A 20,784-nucleotide genomic window follows, 5' to 3' on the forward strand; every position below is an offset into this window, starting at 1 on the left:
AGTACAGCGGGCGCTACGACGGCGCCGATGCCTTGCGAATCTGCATCAAGTCTACGACTTCTTCGGCCGCTTCGGCCACGTCGCTGTTTACGACGCGGTAATCGAACTCGCCCTGGGCGGCCAATTCGAGCTTCGCGGTCTCCAGCCGGCGGGCCTGTTCGGCCGAATCCTCGGTGCCGCGCCCGATCAGGCGGCGCACCAGTTCGTCCCAGGTGGGTGGCAGCAGAAAGACCAGACGGGCCTCCGGCATCGCCCGGCGCACCGAGCGGGCACCCTGGATGTCGATCTCGAGCAGAACGCTGTTGCCGTCGGCGATGGCCGCCTCGACGGGGCCGCGCGGGGTGCCGTAGCGGTAGGCATTGTGCACGGTGGCATATTCCAGGAGTTCGCCGGCCTCGATCATCCGGTCGAACTTGGCGTCGTCGACGAAGAAGTAGCTGACGCCCTCGACCTCGCCGGCACGCGGGGCCCTGGTGGTCGCGGATACCGACAGGTGTACCTCGGGGTGGTGCTCACGAATGTGCGCGGCAACGGTTCCTTTGCCGACCGCGGTCGGTCCGGCGAGGACCACGAGCCTGGAGTCCGGCGCACCCCTGCGGGCGGTGGGCCGGGCGGCGAGGAAGTCGCGCAGCCGGTCGCGCTGGTGCTTGCCGAGGCCGCCCAGGCGCTTGGACGGCGAGATCTCCAGCCGGGTCATGATGCGCTGCATCTTGGTCACCCCGATGGCGGGGATGCTAACGAGAAGCTCGGTCACCCTCAGCCGGCCCTCCACGCCGTTCGGTTCCTTGACGGCGGCGGCGAGCACGTCGAGGGAGGTACGTTCACCGGCCGCGACCTGTGCTTTCACGGCTGCGCGGGCTCGTCGGGCTGCGACGGCGGCGCGGGAGGCCGCGACGCGGTCGACGTCGGGTGGGGTAGGGCGATTATCAGCCACGGGTCGCTCCAGCTTCGGTTGATCGGCGGGTTATCTCATCGGCCACACGGGCGGGACCGGCGGATAAAACGCTGCGCGATTCACTCACGATAACGCCTTGAGCGTATCCGCCAAACAAACCGGCCAGATCGGTGGGATTCGCACCCTGGTGGCCGAAGCCCGGGGCGAGCACCGGGGTGACGACCGGGGCGGCCGGGGCGTGGGTGTCGATGCCGAAGTCGGCCAGCGAAACCGTGGCCCCGAGGACCACGCCGATCGACCCGAACGAACCCGCCGGCACGCGGTCGGCGTTGATGGCGGCAACCTGGTCGAGCACCGACGCCGCCACGGAACGGCCCGCGTGGGCTCCGTCCGCGAGCACGGCCTGCTGCAGGTGGGCGGCCTCCGGATTGGAGGTCGCGGCGAGCAGGAACAGTCCCTTGTGATTGTCCGCGGCGAGGTCAACGGTGCTGTTCAGCGAGCCGACCCCCATGTACGGGTTCACGGTGATGGCGTCGACCTCGAGCGGCGAGCCCTGGCTCAGCCAGGCCTGGCCGTAGGCTTCGACACTGGTGCCCAGGTCGCCGCGTTTGACGTCGGCGATGACCAGGAGGCCCGCCGCTCGCGCGTCGGCGAGCACTCGTTCCAGTGCCAGGTAGCCGGCGGAGCCGAACCGCTCGTAGAACGCCACCTGGGGCTTGACGATGCCCACCCGTCCCGCGGCGGCGGCCACGACAGCCCGGCCGAAGCTTTCGGCCCCTGCGGCGGTGTCCGGCAGGCCCCAGTCGGTCAGCAACCAGGAGTGCGGGTCGATGCCGACGCAGAGCCGGCCGAATCGGGCGAAGGCACCGTGCAGACGTGCACCGAAGGCTTCGGCGCTGGCTACGGGTTCGGCTGGGATCTCTGCGCCGGCTGGAGTCACAGTGCCGCCGCCCGTTTCGCCGCGTACTCCTGCAGGCTGGTGACCTCGAAGCCGGTACGGATCGAGTCGATCGACGCGACGGCGGCGCTCAGCTCCGCGATGGTGGTGAACAGGGGCAGGTCGCCGGCGACGGCGGCGGCGCGGATCTCGTAGCCGTCGGCGCGTGCGGTGCGACCGTTCGGTGTGTTGATCACGATCTGCACCTCCTCGCGCCGGATCAGGTCGACGACGGTGTCCACGGACTCATCGGCCTTTTCGCTGAACTTTGCCACCACTGTGGCCCCGATTCCGTTCCGCTGCAAAACTTCGGCGGTTCCCTCGGTGGCCATGATCGTGTAGCCCAGCTGCGAGAGGCGCAGCATCGGCAGGATCACAGCGCGCTTGTCCCGGTCGGAGACCGACACGAAGACCGTTCCGGTGAGCGGGATTCCGCCGTAGGCGGCGAGCTGGCTTTTGGCGAACGCCCGCGGGAAGTCGCGGTCGATACCCATGACCTCTCCGGTGGAACGCATCTCCGGGCCGAGCACCGAGTCGACGATGAGGCCTTCCTTGGTGCGGAACCTGTTGAATGGCAGCACCGCTTCCTTCACGGCGACCGGCGAGTCCATCGGCACTCGGGAACCGTCGATCAGCGGCAGTTGGCCGTTGGCCTTGAGCTCGGCGATGGTGGTGCCGACCATGATCAGCGAGGCGGCCTTGGCCAGCGTGATACCGAGCGCCTTGGCGACGAACGGGACGGTGCGGGACGCGCGCGGGTTGGCTTCGAGCACGTAGAGCACCCCGGCGCCGATGGCGAACTGCACGTTCAGCAGTCCGCGCACGCCGATGCCCTGGGCGATGGCCAGGGTCGCGTCGCGGACCCTGTCGATCTCGGCGCGGCCGAGGGTGACCGGCGGCAGGGTGCAGCTGGAGTCACCGGAGTGCACGCCGGCCTCTTCGATGTGTTCCATCACGCCGCCGATGTAGAGCTCGTGGCCGTCGTAGATGGCGTCGACGTCGATCTCGATGGCGTCGTCGAGGAAGCGGTCCACCAGCAACGGGTGCGACGGGCCGATGATGCCCTGGCCTTGCATGCGTGTGAAGTAGTCGGCCAGGGAGGCACTGTCGTAGATGATCTCCATGCCGCGGCCGCCGAGCACGTAGCTGGGGCGCACGAGCACCGGGTAGCCGATCTCCTCGGCCACGACGACGGCGCCGCTGTAGTCGGTGGCCACCCCGTTGCGGGGCGCGAGCAGGCCGGCGTCGGCGAGGATGCCGCTGAACAGGCCACGTTCCTCGGCCAGGTCGATCGCCGTCGGGGAGGTGCCCAGGATCGGGATGCCTGCGGCTTCCAGTCCCTTGGCCAGGCCCAGCGCGGTCTGGCCGCCGAGCTGCACGACCACGCCGACGAGTTCGCCGCTCTGGCTTTCGGCGTGGATGATCTCCAGCACGTCTTCCAGGGTGAGCGGCTCGAAGTAGAGCCTGTCGCTGGTGTCGTAGTCGGTGGAGACCGTCTCCGGGTTGCAGTTGATCATGATGGTTTCGTAACCGGCCTCGGAGAGCGCGAACGAGGCGTGCACGCAGGAGTAGTCGAACTCGACGCCCTGGCCGATCCGGTTCGGGCCGGACCCGAGGATGACGACCTTCCTGCGGTCGGACGGGACGACCTCGGTCTCCTGGTCGTAGCTCGAGTAGTGGTACGGGGTGAGGGCGGGGAACTCGCCGGCGCAGGTGTCGACGGTCTTGAACACCGGGCGTACGCCGAGGATGTGCCGGACCTTGCGCACATCCGCTTCGCCGAAGCCGCGGAGCTCGCCGATCTGGGCGTCGGAGAAGCCGTGGTCCTTGGCGGTGCGCAAGATCTCGGTGTCGAGGGTGTCCGAGGCGGCGACGGCATCGGCGATCTCGTTGATGAGCACGATCTGGTCGAGGAACCACGGGTCGATCTTGGTGGCTGCGAAGAGCTGCTCGATGGTGGCGCCCTTGCGCAGCGCCTGCTGCACGGTGACGATGCGGCCGTCGGTGGGAACCTCGGCGATTTCGAGGAGCTCCTCGACCGTGCGGGTCTCCGCACCCCAGTGGAAGGAGGAGCCGCGCTTTTCGAGCGAGCGGAGCGCCTTCTGCAGGGCTGAGGCGTAGTTGCGGCCGATGGCCATGGCCTCACCGACCGACTTCATGGTGGTGGTCAGGCGCTGGTCGGCCTTGGGGAATTTCTCGAACGCGAACCTGGGCACCTTGACGACGACGTAGTCCAGGGTGGGTTCGAAGCTGGCCGGGGTCACCTTGGTGATGTCGTTGGGGATCTCGTCGAGGCGGTAGCCGAGGGCCAGCTTCGCGGCGATCTTGGCGATCGGGAATCCGGTGGCCTTGCTGGCCAGTGCCGAGGAGCGGGACACCCGCGGGTTCATCTCGATCACGATGATGCGGCCGTTGGCCGGGTCGATGGCGAACTGGATGTTGCAGCCGCCGGTGTCGACGCCGACGGCGCGGATGATGTCGATGCCGATGTCGCGCAGCTTCTGGTACTCGCGGTCGGTGAGGGTGAGCGCCGGCGCGACGGTGATGGAGTCGCCGGTGTGCACGCCGACGGGGTCGACGTTTTCGATCGAGCAGACGACCACCGTGTTGTCGGCGGTGTCGCGCATCATCTCGAGCTCGTATTCCTTCCAGCCGAGGATGGACTCCTCCAGGAGCACCTCGGTGGTCGGGCTCTGGTGCAGGCCGTCGCCGACGATGCGGCGGAGCTGGGCTTCGGTGTACGCGAAGCCGGAGCCCAGGCCGCCCATGGTGAAGGACGGGCGCACCACGAGTGGGTAGCCGAGGTCCTCTGCGAAGCCGACGGCCTCTTCCACGGTGTGCGCGATGTAGGACTTGGCTACGTCAGCGCCGGCGTCGAGCACCAGCTGCTTGAAGATCTGGCGGTCTTCACCCTTGTTGATCGCTTCGAAGCTGGCGCCGATGAGCTCGACGTTGTACTTGGTGAGGATCCCGCGCTCGTGCAGGGCGATGGCCGCGTTGAGGGCCGTCTGGCCGCCCAGGGTCGGCAGGATCGCATCCGGACGCTCCTTGGCGATGATGGTCTCGAGGATCTCCGGGGTGATCGGCTCGATGTACGTCGCGTCGGCGAAGTCGGGGTCGGTCATGATGGTGGCCGGGTTGGAGTTGACCAGGATGACCCGGACGCCCTCCTCGCGGAGGACCCGGCAGGCCTGGGTACCCGAGTAGTCGAACTCGCAGGCCTGACCGATGACGATCGGGCCGCTTCCGATGACGAGGACGCTGTTGATATCGTCGCGCTTGGGCATTACTTGGCGTCTCCTGCTCCGGCGGCCGCGTGCGCGACCACCACATCCCTGAACCTGTCGAAAAGATAGTTGGCGTCGTGCGGGCCGGCCGCGGACTCCGGGTGGTACTGCACCGAGAAGGCCGGGATGTCCAGGCACCTGATGCCCTCGACGACCTGGTCGTTGAGGCTGTAGTGGCTGACCTCCACGCGGCCGAATCCGGTCGAGGATTCGCTGATGCCCTCGATGGGCATGTCCACGGCGAAGCCGTGGTTCTGCGAGGTGATCTCGACCCGGCCGGTGGCCTTGTCGAGCACCGGCTGGTTGATGCCGCGGTGGCCGAACGGCAGCTTGTAGGTGCCGAAGCCGAGGGCACGGCCCAGCAGCTGGTTGCCGAAGCAGATGCCGAAGTACGGCACGCCGGCGCGCATCACTTCCTGCAGCAGGGTCACGTGGGCGTCGCTGGCGGCGGGGTCACCGGGGCCGTTCGAGAAGAACAGGGCGGTCGGGTTCAGCGAGAGCACGTGCTCCGCGGTGATCGACTGCGGGAGCACCAGGACCTCGAAGCCGCGCTCGGCGAGGTAGTTGAGAGTAGAGGTCTTGACGCCGAGGTCGAGCACGGCGACAGAGCCGATGCGTTCGCCCTGCGCCGGAATCGAGTACGGCTCGACGGTGGAGACAGCGTCGGACAGGTTTCGGCCGCGCATGCTGGCCCCGCCGCGGACGAGTTCGAGCTGTTCGCCCTCGGAGAGCTCATAGCCGTCGCCGGAGAAGATGCCGCTGCGCATGGAACCCAGCGAGCGGATGTGCCGGGTGACGGCGCGGGTGTCGATGCCGCTGATGCCCACGACCCCGTTCGACTCGAGGTCGGCGTCGAGGGTGCGCTGGGAGCGGAAGTTCGACGGTATTCTGGCGGGCTCGCGCACCACAAAACCGGAGACCCAGATGCGGGAGGATTCCATGTCGTCGTCGTTGGCGCCGGTGTTACCGATGTGCGGCGCGGTCATCAGCACGATCTGGCCGGCGTAGGAGGGGTCGGTGAGAGTCTCCTGGTAGCCGGTCATGCCGGTGGCGAAGACGATCTCGCCGAGGGTCTGGCCGAGGCTGCCGTAGGCGCGTCCCACGTATCGGCTGCCGTCTTCGAGGACGAGTACGGCCGGGGCCGGTGTGGTTGTTGGGTAGCTCACGGGCTACACCTCACTTTCTTCGGTGCCGAATTCTGTATTGCCAGGTTCTGTCGTGCCGGGTTCTGTCGTGCCGGGTTCTGCAGTGATAGATCTGATCGCTTCGGTGATGGCCCGCCGGTCGACGGGGTCGCTGAAACGGAAGTAGCTGTCGACACCGGTGGGGGTGTCGGGGTCCGTGGTGTCGACGCCAACAGAGTTCAGCCGCCAGCCGAGCAGCAGCAGGCCGCCGGGCTCGACCACCCGGTCGATGGCGACGGTGGCGTCGGCGACGAGCTGCACGGCATCCGCCGGGATGAACAGTGCGGGCGAGCCGGCGAGTTCGAGCAGCGCGCCCTGCTCGGTGACCGTCACGCCGCCGCGGGCACGGAAGCCGAGTCCGGGGATGTTCAGGCGTTCCAACGGTGTGTCGCGGGGGGTGGTGGCGACGTACAGGGCTGCGGCGGAGGCCAGTTCACGGCCACGATCGGCGGGCTGCGGGTAGCCGGCGGGCAGCGCGGCATCCCGCTTGGTGCGCCGACGCCAGGAGCGCAGCATCAGGGCGAGGACGGCGAGGAGGACCAGCGCCGTGATGATCGTCGCGATCGTGCGGCTACTCATGGGCGCCCCGTACCAACGGACCCCGGGCGGCTTCGATCTGGGCCGTACTCTGCAGCACGCCGTCGAGCACGGTGGCATAACCGCGGTGAAAGGTGGCCAGCACCTGGCCGGGCAGCGTCATCTGAAGGTAGGGAGAGTTGACGCCCTTGCCGATCAGATTCTCACGGCCGAACACCCGGCGGGCGCTCGGGTCGTAGAGGGTGAGTTCGGCGGGGGCGCCGACAGTGAGCTGTTGGCCCTGGCCCTGGATGCGCCCGATCCGGGCCGGGGTCGTCGACATCACCCTGACGAGGTCGCTCCAGCCGAGGAACCCGGTCTCCACCACGGCGGCGTGGGCCACCGACAGGGCGGATTCGAGGCCGACCATGCCGTTTGCGGCGGCGTCCCATTCACAGTCCTTGGACTCGACGGGGTGCGGGGCGTGGTCGGTGGCGATGATGTCGATGGTGCCGTCGGCCAGACCCTGGCGCAGGGCTTCGACGTCTTCGCGGCGGCGGAGCGGCGGGTTCACCTTGTAGCGGGCGTCGTAGCCGGCCACGAGTTCCTCGGTGAGCAGCAGGTGGTGCGGGGTGACCTCCGCGGTCACATTGATGCCGCGGGCCTTGGCCCAACGCACCACGTCGACGGCACCGGCGGTGGAAAGGTGGCAGACGTGCAGGCGCGAACCCACGTGTTCGGCCAGCAGTACGTCGCGGGCGATGATCGATTCCTCGGCGACGGCGGGCCAGCCGGTGAGGCCGAGCTCGCTGGAGAGGGCGCCCTCGTTCATTTGTGCGCCAACCGTGAGGCGCGGTTCCTGGGAGTGCTGGGCGACGACACCGTCGAAGGCCTTGACGTACTCGAGGGCCCGGCGCATCAGGAGCGGGTCGGAGACGCAGAAGCCGTCGTCGGAGAACACTCGCACATTGGCGCGGCTTGTGGCCATGGCGCCGAGTTCGGCGAGGCGTTCACCGGCCAGGCCGACGGTGACGGCACCGATCGGCTGCACGGTCACGTAGCCGGCGCTCTCCCCCAGCGCGAGCACCTGCTCGACGACGCCGGCGGTGTCCTGAACGGGTGAGGTGTTCGCCATGGCGAATACCGTGGTGAACCCTCCGATGGCTGCCGCCTGGCTGCCGGTGAGCACGGTTTCGCTCTGCTCGTAGCCGGGTTCGCGGAGGTGCGTGTGCAGGTCGACCAGGCCGGGCAGTGCGAGGAGCCCGTCGGCGTCGATCACGGTCGCGCCGGCATCCGACAGCTGGGTGCCGGTCGCGGTGATGACACCGTCGGCCAGCAGCAGGTCGGTGGTGGTTCCGTCGCTCAGCTGTGCTCCACGCACAAGGTAGCGTTCGCTCGACATTTCAGTGATCCTCTCGGTCGCCCGATAACAACAGGTACAGCGCGGCCATGCGCACTGATACCCCGTTTGCGACCTGTTCGCGCACGGTGGACCGGTCGGAGTCGGCCGCGGCGGAGGAGATCTCCAGGCCGCGATTCATCGGTCCGGGGTGCATGACAATGCTATGCGACGACAGCCGGGCGAATCGCTCGTCGTCCAGGCCCCAGCGGCGGGAGTACTCGCGGCTGTTCGGGAAGAACGCGGCGTTCATCCGCTCGGCCTGGATGCGCAGCATCATCACCACATCGGGACCGGCGTCGATGGCCGCGTCGAGGTCGTAGCCGATAGCGGCCGGCCAGGCCGACGTGTCGGCGGGCACCAGGGTGGGCGGTGCGATGAAGGTGACGTGTGCGCCGAGGGTGTTCAGCAGCCACAGGTTGGAGCGGGCGACCCTGGAGTGCAGGATGTCGCCGACGATGGTGACGGTGACGCCGTCGAGCCCGCGGCCTCGGGAGGCCCCATCGTGGAGGCGGCGGCGGATGGTGAATGCGTCGAGCAAGGCCTGGGTGGGATGTTCGTGGGTACCGTCGCCGGCGTTGATGATGCCGGCGTCGATCCAGCCGCTGCCGGCCAGCACCTGCGGGGCTCCTGACGCGGGGTGCCGGATGACGACGCCGTCAGCGCCCATGGCGGCGAGGGTCTGGGCGGTGTCCTTGAGGCTTTCGCCCTTGGAGACGCTGGAGCCCTTGGCGCTGAAGTTGATCACGTCGGCGCTGAGTCGCTTGGCGGCGGCCTCGAAGGAGATGCGGGTGCGGGTGGAGTCCTCGAAGAAGAGGTTCACCACGGTCTTGCCGCGCAGGGTCGGGAGTTTCTTGACCTCCCGGTTGGCCACATCGGCCATGTCTTCGGCGATGTCGAGCAGGCTGATGGCCTCGTCGCGGCTGAGCGCCTTGGTAGAGAGCAGGTGTCTCATGACTCCATTCCTCCCTCAATGCTGACGAACTCATCGCCGTCGACCTCGGTGACGTGCACGTTGATGCGTTCGTGCGTGGCGCTGGGCAGGTTCTTGCCCACGAAGTCGGCGCGGATCGGCAGCTCGCGGTGGCCGCGGTCCACCAGGACGGCCAGCCGCACGACGCTGGGGCGGCCGTGGTCGCCGAGGGCGTCCAGGGCGGCGCGGATGGTGCGGCCGGAGTAGAGCACGTCGTCGACCAGGACCACGGTGGCACCGTCGATGCTGCCCGGCACCTGGGTGGGCGCGGGGGTACGGGTGCGGGTGTGCGCGAGGTCGTCACGGTACATGGTCACGTCGAGAGAGCCGACGCGCACGGCGGCGGATGCCGGTTCGATGCGCTGGATGATCTCGGCTATCCGCTGGGCGAGGGCTACTCCCCTGGTGGGGATGCCCAGAATGACCAGGTTCTCGCTTCCACGATTGGACTCCAGGATCTCGTGCGAGATCCGAGTCAACGCTCGGGTGATGTCAGCCTGGGTGAGCACGGTGCGCTCCGTCAAACCGACCTCCTTTCCCGTCTCACAGGACGGCTCTTAAAGTAGGTCATTAGTACCTTTAGACCCTAGCATCCCCGTCCCGGAACCTTCTGCAGTGTCGGTGGTAGGTGAGACGATCTCATCATGAGTAACCCCGACCAGGCAGTACCGCCCGCTCCGGATGCTGACCACCGCTCTCCGGAGTCCGCGCCACCTGGCTCCACCCCCTCCCCTGTCGACCCGACCGCTTTCGGGCCGCACGTCCCCAACCCGGCCCTGGACGAGTTGGTCTGCTCGGAGCTGGCCCGCCGCACTGAGCTGATCGCGGTCGAGGCCCGCGCCATTGCGCAGGCGCAGGCCCGGCAGGCCGAGTTCTTCGTCGCCCTGCAGGGCTGGAGTGAGGACCCGCTCGTTTCCTCGCGCCTGCACGGCAACCCGGAGAGCATCCGGCTGGCCGACGTGAACGCGGCCACCCTGACCGAGGACCAAGCCCGCGCGGCCGCCCATAGCCGGTGGGAGGACCGGGACGTGGCCCGCCGCACGATTGTCAGTGAGACCGCCTGCCTGCTGCGCCTGTCCGAACGCACCGTGGAGCACCTGATGGACCAGTCCCTCTGGCTCCTGGCCACCCCGGCGACCTTCGAGGCCCTCTCGACCGGAGAGATCAGTTACCAGCACGCCACCGCGCTCGTCGACCAGATGCGCACCCTGCCGATGGAGGACCAGGCGGCGTTCGAAGAGAAGGTGCTGCCCGAGGCCAAGCGCCTGCCGGTGGGCCGATTCATCGACAAGGCCCGCCGGCTACGGGAGCGGCTGCACCCGGAGTCGATCGTGACCCGCAGCACGAACGCCCTGACCGAACGGCACAGCCGCTGGGAGGCCGCCCCGGACGGGATGGGCTGGTTGCACTGGTACGGCACCGCCCACGACACCAAGGCCGCCCACGACCGGATCAACACGATGGCCGTGAAGCTCAAGCACCTCGGCGACCCGAGCCCGGCCGACCAAACGGATGACGCCAGCAGCAACGGTGCCGCCTTCGGCATCGCGCAGGACCCGGCCGACGACTCCCCGACCCGCACCCTCGACCAACTCCGCGCCGACATCACCGCCGCCCTGCTGCTGGACGGAATCACGCCCGACGGGATGGGTGGTGGCATCCGCGGCACGGTCATGGTCACCGTGCCCGTGCTCACCCTGCTGAGCTTGGACGAGGAACCCGCCACCCTCGAAGGCTACGGGCCCATCTCCCCCGAGGCCGCGCGGGAGATCGCCGGGCACGCACCGAGCTTCACCCGGCTACTGACCCACCCGGAGACCGGGGTGGTGCTCTCGCTGGGCAAAACCCAGCACAAGAACACCAAGGCCATGAAGAAGTACCTGCGGGTGCGCGACGAAACCTGCCGGTTCCCGGGCTGCTCCCGACCCGCGGTGACCAGCGACGTCGACCACACCGACCCCTGGGCCGGCGGCGGCAACACCGACAGTGACAACCTCGCCCACCTCTGCGAACCCCACCACCGACTCAAACACCTCAGCCAGTGGCGAGTCACGCAGGAACCAGGTGGGATCCTGCACTGGACCTCACCGGGCAAACGCAGCTACCGCACCGACCCTGCCAATCCATTCGGACCACCCCGACCCCGACCACCGGTCGTGGGGCCGAAGACCCGGAGGCGGCCCGCCGACGAGACCTACCTGATGCCCCGGCAGCGGCCGACCCTGAAGCCGACCCCACCGGCACCCGAGAACCCACCGTTCTAAGGCCCACAAGCCCGCGCTCGTTGAAGCGGATGTCTCGATGCGTCGCAGACCTCGCGCAACCACCTCGGGGTGACTACCCTGCCTTGCGACACAACTCCGCGATCTGCGATGCAGCGCGCCCGTGGCGCCAGGAGGTGATCTGATGAGCCCCGCTGACAACGACCGTCCTCAGGACCGGCACGGTGACCCACCCGACGACCAGCGTCCGGTTCCGGCTGACGACCCGGCGAACGATGTACCCGTCGACCCGATGGTGGACGCAGCCGCTGACGTCCCAACCGCCGAGCCTGAACCTGCCGGCACCCACCGTCAGAACCGGCGCGAAGCCACCGGGCATGCATCGACGGCCAGGTCCGAGTCGCGGGAACCCTCGAACGTCGACTCGGAGGTCGGCGCGCCGGCCGGACCCATCAGCTTCGTGCGGCGACGCGAGATCGAGGCCGTGCACGATGAGATCGAGCTCACCACGGGCGACGCGGTCCGCACCCTCGTCGGCGTGAAGAAATATCGTGAGGCCCTGTTCGCGAACTATTTCCGTGCGCGTGCGCCCTTCGTCGTCACCTGGCCGGATAACCTCTACATCCCTGCCGACGCCGACTATCGCACCTATTGGAGTTCACCGGCCCCCGACGATCATCGCTTTCGGTATCGGTGGGCGAACGGCCGCGACGGGCAGCCGGATGGCAGCGACGCGTCGGAGAAGACCGGACGACTGTTCAGCTGGGTGAACGTCTCCGCGATGGACTCCGGTGACATCGGATTCGCCGGAACCGGGGTGACGCTCGTGCCCCGGGCCAGCCTCTCGTCGGTGACGGTCACGGCCTCGGTAGACCTGGTCGCCGAGAGCCGGTGGTGGTTCCTGCCGGCCGGACCGATCGGGTTCGCGGCCTTCTCGTACCGGGGCACCGCGTATGTCGCCGGTTGGGAGATCGACCCGATCACCGGGGCCTGGGAGCTGCTGAGCCCGTTCGGCTCTCGGACCCTCTTTGCTTTCGACGAGAGCGGCAAGGGTGGTTCGGCGATCAGTTCACAACGGCATGCTTTCACCGACCTCTCGGTGACCCTCCAGCTGCGCGGGTCCCGGACCTACGCGATCGGCGTGGCCCTGGAGGCGCAGATCTCGTTGGAGTGCCGCGACAAATCGGGGACGCCCTATCGGCCCCAGCCCGCCGACGACGTGAAGCTCTGGGCGTCGATCGCCGGTATGGTTCCGAGCATAACCCTGGCCACCTGAACGGCAGGCTAGCTGGTGACGCCCAGGATGGCGTCGGCGAGAGCCTGCGGGTCGCCGATCGGGCCGTCGTACTGAACTCCGTCGATCAGGACGGTGGGCGTGCCCTGGATCGACGCGATCTCAGCGCCGGGGATCGGGCCGGTCAGCGCGGCATCCGTGTTCTGCTGCGACCAGGCGTGATACTGCTCGCCCGTGACGCACTCGGCGATGGACGAGGCGCCGTCGGACAACGCCACGAGTTCATCGTCGCTGAGGCCGGTGGTGCCCTCGGTCGGCTGATTCGCGAACAGCGCGGCCAGGTAGTCGAGGGTGGACTCGGGGTTGATCGAGGCTTCGCAGGTCAGCGCGGCGGACGCCCGCGTGGAGTACTCGCTGCCCTGCGAGGCTTCGTCGAGGAAGGTCAGCGAGTGCAGTCGCAGGGTGATGCTGCCGTCCTCGACCAGGGCAGCCAGGGTGTCACCGTTGGCGATGTCGAACTGGCCGCAGTACGGGCACATCGGATCGATGTACAGGTCGACCACAGTGCTTCCGGTGCCGACGAGGAGGTAACCCTCGTCGAAATAGGCGGCACCGATCTGACCGGTCGGCCCCGAGGTCGACTCGGATGTCACCGACGAGGTGGCGCCGGCGACAGCGGTGACGAACGCACCCATCGCCGCCGTGAAGAACACGAGCACCACGAGCAGGACCGCCGTGAGGCCGATGCTCGCGTAACCGAGTACGAGCCCGGCGATGGCGAGACCCTTGCCGGCCTCGCCGGTGCGCTTGATCTGGCTGAGCGCGATGTGCCCGGTGATCACGGCTGCGATGTTGCAGCAGAATCCGGTCACCAACGCCACGATCGCGAGGGTGTTCGTGCGCGGCGCAACGGGTCCGGCGTACGGGGTGGTGGGCGCGATGGAGGGCGGAGCCTTGTACGGCGCAGGCGCCGCCGGCTGGTCTCCCGGGTTACCGGCGGGGTACTCGCCAGTGTTTGCGTCGGTGGTCCCGTCGGTGCGTTCCGTCATGTTCTCCCCCTCGTGAATCCGGTCCCGAGCGATGCGCCCGGGACCGGTACTACGTGCTGCTCAAGCCGACGATGCGGTCGGCTTAGGCGGATGGCGCCGTCTGGGCGATGCGCCCGAGAAGTCCATTGACGAACCCGGCCGAGTCATCGGTCGAGAGCACCTTGGCGGCCTCGACGGCCTCGTCGATCGCGACGGCGTGCGGCACGGCGTCGTTGTACAGGATCTCCCAAATGCCGATGCGCAGGATGGCCCGGTCGATCGTGGGCATCCGCGAGAGCGTCCAGCCCTGCGAGTACGTCTCGATCAATTCGTCGATCTCCTCGCGGTGGTCGACGACGCCGTCCACGATGTCCCGGGCGTAGAGCCAGGACACCATGCGGGCCGGTTCGTTGGCGGCGCGCTCGGCCTCCATGGCCAGCGACTGCGGGATCGTGGTCTGACGGATGTCGGCGGCGTACAGGATATCGATGGCGCGCTTGCGCGCCTTGGTGCGGGCGCTCACTAGTTGACGCGGCCGAGGTAGTCACCGTTGCGGGTGTCAACCTTGACCTTGGTGCCCTGCTCGAGGAACAGCGGCACCTGGATCTGGTAGCCGGTCTCGACGGTCGCGGGCTTGGTGCCGCCGGTGGAGCGGTCGCCCTGCAGGCCCGGCTCGGTGTAGGTGATTTCAAGCACGACGGATGCCGGCAGTTCGACGTAGAGCGGGTTGCCGTCGTGCAGAGCGACGGTCACGGCCTGGTTCTCGAGCATGAAGTTGGCGGCATCGCCCACGACGGCGGCGGATACCGTGAGCTGGTCGTAGTCCGAGACGTCCATGAAGACGTACGATTCGCCATCCGCGTAAAGGTACTGGAAGTCGCGACGGTCGACGTTCTCGGTCTCGATCTTGGCGCCGGCGTTGAAGGTGCGGTCGACGGTCTTGCCCGTGACGACGTTCTTCAGCTTGGTGCGCACGAACGCGCCACCCTTGCCGGGCTTGACGTGCTGAAATTCGATGACGGCCCACAGCTGCTTGTCGATGTTGAGGACGACGCCATTTCTAATGTCGGCGGTAGATGCCATGAAGAGGTGTTCCGTTCGATTCAATTGGGAAGGTGCGCGACCAAAGGTCTCAGACGAGTGTAGCCGACACGCCGCGGCGGATCGATTCCGTGCGCCCAGGCGCTCGGGAGGAGGTCAGCCCAGGCGCACGATGTGGTCGAGGGCCAGGCGGTAGGAGTCGAAGCCGAATCCGGCGATGACTCCGGTGGCCACGGCGCTGACCACACTGGTGTGGCGGAAGGTCTCGCGGGCGTGCGGGTTGGAGATGTGGACCTCGACGAGCGGGATACCGGCCTTGGTGACGAGGGCCGCGGCGTCGCGCAGCGCGTAGCTGTAGTGCGTGAACGCGGCCGGGTTGAGCACCACCGGTGTTGTCGTGTCCACGGCTTCGTAGAGCCAGTGGATGAGCTCGGCCTCGTCGTCGGTCTGACGCACATCAACGGTGACGTCCTCCGGTGCGGAATCGGTGAGAAGCGTCCATAGGTCGTCGAGGTCGGCTGAGCCGTAGACGTCAGGCTCCCGGCTGCCGAGGCGTCCGAGATTCGGGCCGTTCAAAACGAGGACTGTGCGCATGGACCCAGCCTAGGCCCGGCCGGGTCGAGAGCTAGGACAGCTGTTTGGCCATCCGGTAGTTGGTCATCCGCACACCTCGGCTGACTGGATGCTGCTTCGCCTCGACGACGAATCCGTGCTGCTCGAAAAAGGGACGGGCGGTGATGCTCGCGTTAGTCCACAACGTGGCCGCGTTCAGCGATTTCGCTCTGCGTTCGATCGCACCCAGCAGGGCACTCGCAACGCCTCGTCGGCCGAACCGAGGTGACACGAACATCATGTCGATGTATCCGTCAGCGTTGACGTCGGAGAACCCGGCCACGTCTCCTTCGACTACCGCAACCACCGTTCCTCGCCCGGCCCTGGCAAGGTTCCATTTTTCGACATCGCGCTCCCCGGGCGCAGACCATGCGGCAATCTGTTCGGGCGAGTAGTGCTGGGACGCCGTTGTTGTCACGGCGTCCAGAAAGACGGCGAGAGTGCTCGGCGCGTCTTCAGGGGCGTAAGCGCGAACCGTCACGGATTCACCGGGGATAGTCATCGACCCATCCGCCCGGACGGGCGACGCAGTTCGCTCACGGTTCGATCGCCAAAAACGTAACCGACCACGATGAACACCCCCAGAGATGCCGCTCCGGCGGCGCCCAGGAGGAGGACTTTGCCACCGAAATCAGACGGAATCCCGATGAATGCCACCGCCGTCCACCCGACCATGAAACTCGCGAGCCCCGCGCCGAGCAGCCGGACGTAGCCGAGAGACGCGCGGTGTCCCCGCACGGGTACGTGGCCGAGACGCCGAAAGGTTCGTTGTAGCGCCCGATATGCAGTGAACCAGCCGGCAAAGTTGGCGAGAGTGACGCCCGCCGCGATACCGATCACGGTGAGAGCCGGCGGCAGCATCAGCGCGGATGCGGCGGCCCCCGCCGCAGAGAGCACCGCGATGACGAGCTGAGTGAGGAACGGGCCGCGGGCGTCCTGGAGAGCGAAGGAGGTTCGGTTGAGCACGTAGGCCTGGCTGAAGCCGACGAGCCCGATCGAGAGGACCTGCAGCACCTGTCCGATGCTCGGGTTGCCGAACAGCACCGTGGTGATGAGCGGTCCCAGCGCGGCGAACGCGGCGCTCGCGGCGATCGCGACATAGGCGACAGGCTTCGTGGCCAGGCTCGAGAGTGACTCGGTCGCAGTGAAGTCGTGGCGGGCGGCATACCCGCTCATCCGGGTGTACAGAGCGGTGGTCAGGGACACCGTGACGATTCCATGCGGCAGCAGCATCAGGAGGTATGCGAGTGACAGCGAGTTCAGGCTCGGCCCATCGATGCCCAGTCGATGCAGCGTCTCGCCGGCGTTGTTGGCGACGTTGGCGGTGACCAGGTAGGTGACCTGGCCGGCAACCACGCCCAGGAGCGTCCAGCCGGCCACGGCCGACATCTGCCCCAGACCGCTGACACCCCAGCGCAGGCGCAGCCGAAACCCCATGGTGCGAAGGGGGACCGCGAGAAGGAGGCTTTGGACGGCGATGGCGAGGGTGGCGGAACCGCTGAGGACCGCGATCATCGATGGACTCCACGTGCCGACGTCCCCCAATCCGGACGGCAGAACGAGGAGGAACACCAGGATCCCCCCGATCCCCACTAGGTTCGAGATCGCGGGCGCCCAGGCCGGGGCACCGAATACTCCCCGCGCGTTGAGGACCTGCGACACAACGGCGAAGGCGATAAGGAAGAAGATCTGAGGCAGGCACCAGTACGCCATCGACGTTGCCAGTCCTCGCCATTCCGGCGACCAGGTCGTCGCGTAGAGCCAGACGATGCCCGGGGCGCACAGGGTAAGGACGACCGTGGCCACGGCTGAACCGACCAGAACAATGGTCAGGAGCCGGTCGGTATTGTCCTGCCCGACCGAGCCGGCGTTCAGGTTCCGGACGATCTGCGGAACGAGCACGGCGCCGAGCACTCCCCCGGCGATCAGGGCGAACAGATAGGTGGGAGCCGAGTTGGCGATCTCGAAGGTCTGCCCGCCGACGCCGGCGCTGGTTCCGCCGATGGCAGCCACCAGGAGAATTGCCTTCACAAAACCCAGCGCTCGCGACACCAGCGTGGCGGTCATCATCGATCCGACCGAGCCCCGCACGCTCACACGCACGCACCGCGCAGTGCGAACTGACACCCAGCCGATCCAGAATCCCGCATTTGCCAAGACTCCCACAGGTCAGGCAACATTTCCCCGCTGTCTGGGGCACCTGACCAGGTTGGGCTCATGCACGGCGCAGACGTGGACCCGATGGCTGTTCCCCCGCCACCGGGCCCACGTCTATTCGGTTGGCGCGGACCTCGGCGATCGCATCCTGACTGCCGTGCTGGCACGCGAGCACCTTCCGTATTCGGAAATCTCCTTCGAGACCCGCACCGGACGTCCTAGTCCGCCACAGCCTTCCGCGCCGCGGCCACCTCGGAGCCCTGGCGCTCGATGAAGACGATGAAGACGCGGTACAGCACGAGGCCGAGGGCAGCGACTCCCGTGAGGATCAACAACACCGATCCGTAGGAGGAGGCCTGGGCGCCGTCGGTGATGCCGCCCAACAGGTTGGGCTGCAGCTTCATCAGCGTTGCGGTGTAGGCGATGCCGACCGGAACGGCAATGTTGATGGTGAGGTTGTAGAAGCCAATGGCGATACCGGAGTTTGCGACCGGCACACGCTCAATGGCAGTCGACACGAGCGGGCCGTACATCAGCGCAAAGGCCATCGGGAACAGGCTCATCGAGATCACGAAGATCCAGACTCCCTTATCCACCAGCAGGGCCGGGATCAGCAGTGACACGACGATCGCGACGAGCGCGATGGTGATGGCTTGCTTTGAGGAGAGGTACTTGGCGATCTTGCCGGTAAGAGTGCCCACAATCACGGCGGCGACGTAGCCGGGGATCAGCAGCAGGGCGACTTCGCCGAGGTTGTAGCCGTAGACGTCGGAGATCAGGAACGAGAACAGGAAGGTGTAGCCCAGCTGTACGGAGTAGGTGATGAACACCACGATGATCATGAGTGAGTACTGGGCGTTGGCGAAGAATGCGCTGGTGATCACGGCGTTGTCGTGGGTACGGATGTGCCAGATGAAGAGAGCCAGCCCGGCAACAACCGGCAACAGGTACCACAGGTTGAAGTTCTGCATGAACATGATCAGGCCGGTGGCGAAGACCGCGATCAGGAACAGGCCGAATACGTCCACATGGCCGCCGCCCGTCGCCTCCTTGGGCACCGTGCGCAACACGACAGGGATGGCAAGCAGCGAAAGCAGTGCGACCAGGAAGAAGGCAGCCCAGCCGATGTAGGTGGCGATGAAGCCACTTCCAACGGTGCCGATCAGCAGCGACAACTGGAAGGCCGCGGTGCTGAAGCCCAGATACTTCTTCTGCTCGTCGCCCCTGAAGTGCTTGGTCACGTAGATCACGTAGAGCGTCTCGGCGGCCGCCAGGCCGGCGCTCTGAATCAGCCGACCGACCAGGATCATCGAGAAGTTGCCCTGGAAGACGAAGCCGACGAGCGACCCGACGGTCATCAAGATGATCGCGAAGATGATGAGTTTGCGGATGCTGATCGAGTCGGCCAGCGCGGCGTAGACCACGGCGCCGATACCGATCAGGATGCCGGCCAGAGTGGCCTGCAGGCTGACGGTGGTGACCGGAAGGTTGAGACTATCCGCCAACGCCGGCGACATGAATTTGAAGCCGTTGTCCAGCACCAGCGAGAACACGAAGAGGATCAGCAGGATGGGGATGGCCCGGCTCGGCTTGATGGCCTGGGTGAGAACGGAGGGGCGGGTTGCGGTGCTCATCAGGCGAGTTCCAGCGCGATCTCGATCATGGAGGTGAAGGCGGTCTGCCGTTCCTCCGGGGTGGTCTTGGCGTGAGTGAGGATGTGGTCGCTGACGGTGAAGATGCCCAACGCATCGACGCCCGCGGCCGCGGCGTTGGCGAACAGACCCGCCGACTCCATCTCAACGGCCAGAATGCCCATCTTCATCCACTTGCCCATGGCGTCGGAGTCCGCGCCGTAGAACACGTCGGATGAAAGAACGTTGCCAACGTGGGTGCGTTGGCCGCGCTCGTCGGCGGCCCGCTTGGCCTGCTCCAGCAGCCTGTACGACGACAGTGGTGCCCACTGACCGGGCAGGTTGAACTGGTGCAGGTAGTTGGAGTCGGTCGAGGCGCCCTGCGCGATGACCACGTCGTAGAGCTCCATGCCTTCCTGCATGGCGCCGCAGCTACCCACCCGGATCAGGTTCTTGACGCCGAAGTGGTGGATCAGCTCGTAGCTGTAGAGCGAGATTGAGGGAATGCCCATTCCCGTGCCCATGACGGACACGGGGCGCCCGCGGTAGGTGCCGGTGAAACCCAGCATGTTGCGAACCTCGTTGAAACAACGGATGTCGTCGAGGTAGGTCTCGGCGATGAACTTGGCTCGCAGCGGGTCGCCGGGAAGCAGGATCGTCTCGGCAATGTCCACCCCCTTCGGATCGATGTGGGGCGTGCTGGTCGTGGTGGGTGTACTCATGGGGACTCCATTGTCTAGATTGCAGTGCTTGCAGTATGAGGTTATACCTCTGCGGGCACATGTCGAACGTGATAGCGTCGGGCACACAAGGAGGTCTCGTGACGACCAGTCTGGAATCCCACACGTTCCTGCAGCAGCAGCTCCAGCTCGCCGTCGGCCAGCCCATTCGAGTTGCGGTCTACACGCGGCTGGCTGAAGGCATCCGCTCTGGCGTGTTCAGGCTCGGCGAGATGCTGCCACGGGAAATCGAACTCTCGGCAACGCTCGGGGTGAGCCGCACTCCGGTGCGCGAGGCGCTGATGCTCCTCGAGGAAGACGGGTTGCTGGTCACCCGGCGCGGTGTCGGGCGGTTCGTCACCGAGTCCATCCCGCACGGCGGACTCGAGCAGCTACGGCCGTTCGAGATCGCCCTCGCCGACCCGAACATGACGATTACCGTGCAGCCGGTGCGCTTCGAGCTCGAAGGGGCTACCGACTTCGTGTCCCACCGGCTCGCGCTCGACCCGGCTGCGAACGCCTGGATCCGCGAGAGCGTCTTGCTGCACGATGGGCGTCCCGTTGCAACGGTTCAGGAACATCTCCCCGCTGGGCGCTACCTCAGTGATGTGAGCGCGCGGATCGCCTCCGAACTCGCGGAGCTCGCCGCTCAACCACGAACCCTTCTCGCCTCCATGCAGGCCAACGGTCACGTCTTCACCAACGGTGTGTGCCAGATCGTCGCCACCGACGCCGGCCCCACGCGGGCGAAGCTGCTGAACATCGATCCGTCAGCGGCGGTCCTCATCCTCACCCAGACTGCCGACCACAGCGGAGTGCCGCTGTACGCCGCCAAGTGTGTCATCGCGCCTGGCCACGGGTCGCTGTCGGTCATGCAGCACAACCCGAACTGACCCGTCAACCACGTCCAGGATCCGAGGGCACGCATGCGATCAAGCGAACCGATACC

19 protein-coding genes are annotated in these 20,784 nt (G+C 67.0%); 3 read left to right on the forward strand and 16 right to left on the reverse strand.

Annotation, left to right across the window (positions count from 1 at the left end):
* Positions 1 to 13: 13 nt before the first annotated feature.
* From gmk to pyrR, 8 genes are read right to left on the reverse strand one after another with little or no spacing between them, the layout of a single operon-like run.
* A complete protein-coding gene (gmk, locus tag E3T22_RS10315) occupies positions 14 to 934 on the reverse strand; it encodes a guanylate kinase (protein ID WP_134480045.1) in 921 nt (306 codons plus the stop codon).
* Entirely contained in the window at positions 927 to 1,835 is a 909-nt protein-coding gene (pyrF, locus tag E3T22_RS10320; protein ID WP_370291351.1) for an orotidine-5'-phosphate decarboxylase, read from the reverse strand. The genes gmk and pyrF overlap by 8 nt, the downstream gene beginning before the upstream one ends.
* Positions 1,832 to 5,119, reverse strand: coding sequence for a carbamoyl-phosphate synthase large subunit (carB, locus tag E3T22_RS10325; protein ID WP_134480046.1), 3,288 nt, complete (start codon positions 5,117 to 5,119; stop codon positions 1,832 to 1,834). The genes pyrF and carB overlap by 4 nt, the downstream gene beginning before the upstream one ends.
* A complete protein-coding gene (gene carA / locus E3T22_RS10330; protein WP_088456282.1) occupies positions 5,119 to 6,285 on the reverse strand; it encodes a glutamine-hydrolyzing carbamoyl-phosphate synthase small subunit in 1,167 nt (388 codons plus the stop codon). Before carA ends, carB begins: the two co-directional genes overlap by 1 nt.
* Before the next feature lie 3 nt (positions 6,286 to 6,288).
* Entirely contained in the window at positions 6,289 to 6,882 is a 594-nt protein-coding gene (locus tag E3T22_RS10335) for a hypothetical protein (RefSeq protein WP_134480048.1), read from the reverse strand.
* Positions 6,875 to 8,221, reverse strand: a complete 1,347-nt coding sequence (locus tag E3T22_RS10340; RefSeq protein WP_134480050.1) for a dihydroorotase — start codon at positions 8,219 to 8,221, stop codon at positions 6,875 to 6,877. The genes E3T22_RS10335 and E3T22_RS10340 overlap by 8 nt, the downstream gene beginning before the upstream one ends.
* Position 8,222: 1 nt before the next feature.
* Positions 8,223 to 9,173, reverse strand: a complete 951-nt coding sequence (locus tag E3T22_RS10345; protein ID WP_088456285.1) for an aspartate carbamoyltransferase catalytic subunit — start codon at positions 9,171 to 9,173, stop codon at positions 8,223 to 8,225.
* On the reverse strand, positions 9,170 to 9,715 hold the full coding sequence (gene pyrR, locus E3T22_RS10350; protein WP_088456286.1) for a bifunctional pyr operon transcriptional regulator/uracil phosphoribosyltransferase PyrR: 546 nt from the start codon (positions 9,713 to 9,715) through the stop codon (positions 9,170 to 9,172). Before pyrR ends, E3T22_RS10345 begins: the two co-directional genes overlap by 4 nt.
* A gap of 120 nt (positions 9,716 to 9,835) precedes the next feature.
* On the opposite strand from pyrR, the gene E3T22_RS10355 reads away from it, so the two are divergent.
* Together E3T22_RS10355 and E3T22_RS10360 are read left to right on the forward strand one after the other, a co-directional pair.
* On the forward strand, positions 9,836 to 11,455 hold the full coding sequence (locus E3T22_RS10355; protein ID WP_134480052.1) for an HNH endonuclease signature motif containing protein: 1,620 nt from the start codon (positions 9,836 to 9,838) through the stop codon (positions 11,453 to 11,455).
* Between the two features lie 142 nt (positions 11,456 to 11,597).
* Entirely contained in the window at positions 11,598 to 12,689 is a 1,092-nt protein-coding gene (locus E3T22_RS10360; RefSeq protein WP_088456288.1) for a hypothetical protein, read from the forward strand.
* Positions 12,690 to 12,697: 8 nt separating this feature from the next.
* Here the strand turns inward: E3T22_RS10360 and E3T22_RS10365 are convergent, their stop codons facing one another.
* From E3T22_RS10365 to deoD, 8 genes are all read right to left on the reverse strand, one after another.
* Positions 12,698 to 13,696 (reverse strand): DUF4190 domain-containing protein, encoded by a 999-nt coding sequence (locus E3T22_RS10365; RefSeq protein WP_134480053.1) that lies wholly within the window; start codon positions 13,694 to 13,696, stop codon positions 12,698 to 12,700.
* 82 nt (positions 13,697 to 13,778) lie between these two features.
* A complete protein-coding gene (gene nusB, locus E3T22_RS10370) occupies positions 13,779 to 14,198 on the reverse strand; it encodes a transcription antitermination factor NusB (protein ID WP_088456290.1) in 420 nt (139 codons plus the stop codon).
* Positions 14,198 to 14,758 (reverse strand): elongation factor P, encoded by a 561-nt coding sequence (gene efp / locus E3T22_RS10375; RefSeq protein ID WP_088456291.1) that lies wholly within the window; start codon positions 14,756 to 14,758, stop codon positions 14,198 to 14,200. The genes nusB and efp overlap by 1 nt, the downstream gene beginning before the upstream one ends.
* A 114-nt stretch (positions 14,759 to 14,872) precedes the next feature.
* Positions 14,873 to 15,310 (reverse strand): type II 3-dehydroquinate dehydratase, encoded by a 438-nt coding sequence (gene aroQ / locus E3T22_RS10380; RefSeq protein ID WP_088456292.1) that lies wholly within the window; start codon positions 15,308 to 15,310, stop codon positions 14,873 to 14,875.
* A 31-nt stretch (positions 15,311 to 15,341) separates the two neighbouring features.
* Positions 15,342 to 15,809, reverse strand: coding sequence for a GNAT family N-acetyltransferase (locus E3T22_RS10385; protein WP_241983660.1), 468 nt, complete (start codon positions 15,807 to 15,809; stop codon positions 15,342 to 15,344).
* A 17-nt stretch (positions 15,810 to 15,826) separates the two neighbouring features.
* Complete coding sequence (gene murJ, locus E3T22_RS10390) at positions 15,827 to 17,395, reverse strand: murein biosynthesis integral membrane protein MurJ (protein ID WP_166789294.1); 1,569 nt, start codon at positions 17,393 to 17,395, stop codon at positions 15,827 to 15,829.
* Between the two features lie 308 nt (positions 17,396 to 17,703).
* Entirely contained in the window at positions 17,704 to 19,119 is a 1,416-nt protein-coding gene (locus E3T22_RS10395) for an MFS transporter (protein WP_088456295.1), read from the reverse strand.
* The gene (deoD, locus tag E3T22_RS10400; RefSeq protein ID WP_103459844.1) at positions 19,119 to 19,838 is read right to left on the reverse strand and encodes a purine-nucleoside phosphorylase; all 720 of its coding nucleotides are present in this window, start codon (positions 19,836 to 19,838) and stop codon (positions 19,119 to 19,121) included. The genes E3T22_RS10395 and deoD overlap by 1 nt, the downstream gene beginning before the upstream one ends.
* Before the next feature lie 98 nt (positions 19,839 to 19,936).
* On the opposite strand from deoD, the gene E3T22_RS10405 reads away from it, so the two are divergent.
* Positions 19,937 to 20,728 carry a GntR family transcriptional regulator gene (locus tag E3T22_RS10405; protein ID WP_194087750.1) on the forward strand — a complete coding sequence of 264 codons (792 nt, stop codon included), beginning with the start codon at positions 19,937 to 19,939 and terminating at the stop codon, positions 20,726 to 20,728.
* The last annotated feature ends 56 nt before the right edge of the window (positions 20,729 to 20,784 follow it).

It is taken from the genome of Cryobacterium sp. TMB3-10 (genome assembly GCF_004402305.1).
Lineage (GTDB): Bacteria > Actinomycetota > Actinomycetes > Actinomycetales > Microbacteriaceae > Cryobacterium > Cryobacterium zongtaii.